Raw genomic sequence first — 3269 nt, 5'->3', positions numbered from 1 at the left:
GCGACGACCCCGGCCGCGTGAGCGGCCGGGGTCGTCTCCGTTCCCCGAGGCCCGGATCCGGCTCAAGGCCCGGGACTCGGGGCGGTCTGCGTGGCCGCGAGGCCGCGAGGCCGCGTCAGACGCCCGCGCGGGCCTTCTCCTCGCCGTCCTCGGCCCGCTGGTCCGGGAAGGACGACTCCTCCTCCGCCGGTGCCGGAGCGTGGTCGTCGACCAGGGTCTTCTCGTCGAAGGGAACCTTGCCGGCCAGGACCTCGGAGACCCGGGCCCTGTCGATCTCCTTGGTCCAGGTGCCGACCAGGACGGTGGCGACCGCGTTGCCCGCGAAGTTGGTCAGGGCGCGGGCCTCGCTCATGAAGCGGTCGATGCCGACGATCAGGCCGACGCCGTCGACCAGCTCGGGCCGGTGGGACTGGAGACCGCCGGCGAGGGTCGCCAGACCCGCGCCGGTCACGCCCGCCGCGCCCTTCGAGGCGATGATCATGAAGACGAGGAGGCCGATCTGCTCGCTGAGCGAGAGCGGGTTGCCCATCGCCTCGGCGACGAAGAGCGAGGCCATCGTCAGATAGATCGCCGTGCCGTCCAGGTTGAAGGAGTAGCCGGTCGGCACGGTGATGCCGACGACCGGCTTGCTGACGCCCAGGTGCTCCATCTTCGCGATCAGCCGCGGCAGCGCCGACTCCGAGGACGAGGTGGAGAGGATCAGCAGGAACTCGCGGCCCAGGTACTTCAGGAGCGCCAGGATGCTGACCCCGGCGACCAGCCGCAGGAGCGCGCCGAGCACCACGAAGACGAAGAGCGCGCAGGTGACGTAGAAGCCGATCATGATGACGGCGAGGGACTTCAGGGCGTCGACGCCGGTCGCGCCGACGACGGCCGCGATCGCGCCGAACGCGCCGACCGGCGCGGCCCACATGATCATGCCGAGAATGCGGAAGACCAGCCGCTGGATGTGCCCGATCCCCCGCAGGACGGGCTCACCGGCCTTGCCCATCGCCTGGAGCGCGAAGCCCGCGAGGAGGGCGACGAGCAGGGTCTGCAGTACCTCGCCCTCGGTGAAGGCGGAGACGAGGGTCTTGGGGATGATCCCGAGCAGGAAGTCCGCCGTGGACTCGGCGGCTCCGTCGGCCTGCTTGGCGCCGGCCTCGGCGACCTCCTTGGTCAGGTGGAGGCTGGAGCCGGGCTCCAGCAGGTTGCCGACGACCAGGCCGATGGCGAGGGCGACGGTCGACATCACGAGGAAGTACCCGAGCGCGAGTCCGCCGACGGCGCCGACCTTGGCGGCCTTGCGGACCGAGCCGACGCCGAGGACGATCGTGCAGAAGATGATCGGCGAGATCATCATCTTGATCAGGTTCACGAAGCCGGTGCCCAGCGGCTTCAGTTCGACGGCGACGCCCGGCGCCACGAAACCGACCGTGATGCCGAGCACCACGGCGCCGATGACTGCGAGATACAGGTAATGGGTACGGTCCCGTTGTGCGGCCACGGGGTCCTCCTCGTGCTGATGGGTGTCCACGTCCCGGTGGATCCCCGCGACTATCCATCAGCCTGTGACCCGGGTCACCGTTGCGTTCCTTTCGTTCACACACGGCTCGTTCCCACAGGCGGAAAAGGCCGTGGCGCCGGAAATCCGAGAACGATTCGGGAACGGCATTCCACCGCGCAAATTCGGGCAGGCACACTTACCGGCATGCGCATTCCGTTCCCCGGGCCCCGCAGCCTCGCCGGCCAGCTCTTCGCGATGCAGGTCGTGCTGGTGGCCGCGATCGTGGCCGGGTGCGCCGTCTTCGCGTACGTCACCGACCGCGCCCAGGCCGAGGAGACCGCGCGCCGCCAGTCGACCGCGACCGCGACGGCCGTCGCCCGGTCCCCCGCGGTGGTGGAGGCGGCCCGCTCGGCGGACCCGACGGCGCTGCTCCAGCCGTACGCCGAGTCGCTGCGTCACCACTCCGGTGTCACCTTCGTCGTGATCATGGCGCCGGACGGGACGCGTTGGACTCATCCCGAGCCGCGGGAGATCGGGCGCACGTACCTGGGCCACATCGAGCCCGCGCTCCAGGGGAAGACCTTCTCCGAGACGCACCTGGGCGTGCTCGGCCCCTCGGTGCGTACGGTCGCGCCGGTGGTCGCCGACGGCCGGGTGATCGCCCTGGTCAGCGCGGGCATCACCATCGAGAGGATCAGCGCGCAGGTACAAGAGCAGGTCACGGCCCTGCTGGGGATGGCGGGGGCCGCGCTGGCGCTCGGCGGCGTCGGTACGTACGTCATCAACGCCCGGCTGCGGAGGCACACGCACGGCATGAACGCGGCCGAGCTGAGCCGGATGCACGACTACCACGAGGCGGCGCTGCACGCGGTGAGCGAAGGGCTCGTGATGCTGGACGGGCAGCGGCGGATCGCGCTCATCAACGACGGGGCGCGGGAGCTGCTCGGCCTCGACGCGACGGTGGTGGGCAGGCCGGCGGCCGAGCTGGGGCTGCCGGCCTCGCTCACAGGCGCGCTGCTGTCCTCGGAGCCGCGGGTGGACGAGCTGCACCTGACGGTCGACCGGGTGCTCGTGGTCAACACCAGGCCGGTGGTCGGCGGGGAGCGCAGGGGTACGGTCGTCACGCTCCGGGACCGTACGGAACTCCAGGCGCTGTCAGGTGAGTTGACCTCGGAGAGGGGCTTCACGCAGGCGCTGCGCTCCCAGGCCCACGAGGCGGCGAACCGGCTCCACACGGTCGTCTCGCTGATCGAGCTGGGGCGGGTGGAGGAGGCGGTCGGCTTCGCGACGGCGGAGCTGGAGCTGGCCCAGGCGCTCACCGACCGAGTCGTCGACGCGGTCGGCGAACCGGTCCTGGCGGCGCTGCTCCTGGGCAAGGCGGCGCAGGCGAACGAGCGGGGCGTGGAGCTGGTCCTGACCGAGGACAGCCGCATCGACGACGGCCTGCTGCCGCCGACGATCCCGTCCCGGGACCTGGTCACCGTCCTCGGCAACCTGATCGACAACGCGGTCGAGGCGGCGAGCGGAACGCTCCACCCGCGGGTCACGGTCACCGCCCTGGCGCACGACGGCGAGCTGCTGATCCGCGTCGGCGACACGGGTCCCGGGGTGGCCGAGGACGACGCGGACGCGATCTTCGAGCGCGGCTGGTCCACGCACGGCCCGGGGCGGGGGCTCGGGCTCGCCCTGGTCCGCCAGGCGGCGAGCCGGGCGTCCGGCACGGTGACACTGGCCCGCTCCCCGGAGGGCGGTGCGGAGTTCACCGTGCGGCTGCCGCTGACCT

Annotated in this window: 2 protein-coding genes; one reads left to right on the top strand and one right to left on the bottom strand. The window is 71.6% G+C overall.

Features of this window, described 5'->3' with window-relative positions; translation table 11 throughout:
* Window positions 1-115 precede the first annotated feature (115 nt).
* A complete protein-coding gene (locus tag IE136_RS25165; RefSeq protein WP_158990604.1) occupies window positions 116-1486 on the bottom strand; it encodes a cation:dicarboxylate symporter family transporter in 1371 nt (456 codons plus the stop codon).
* Window positions 1487-1690: 204 nt separating this feature from the next.
* On the opposite strand from IE136_RS25165, the gene IE136_RS25160 reads away from it, so the two are divergent.
* A partial coding sequence (locus tag IE136_RS25160) for a sensor histidine kinase (protein WP_189601483.1) occupies window positions 1691-3269 on the top strand: 1579 nt, incomplete at its 3' end.

This window comes from Streptomyces lateritius (genome assembly GCF_014649715.1).
GTDB classification, from domain to species: Bacteria; Actinomycetota; Actinomycetes; order Streptomycetales; family Streptomycetaceae; genus Streptomyces; species Streptomyces lateritius.
Note: the sequence above shows the minus strand (reverse complement) of the source record. Positions and strands in the feature narration are given on the sequence as shown.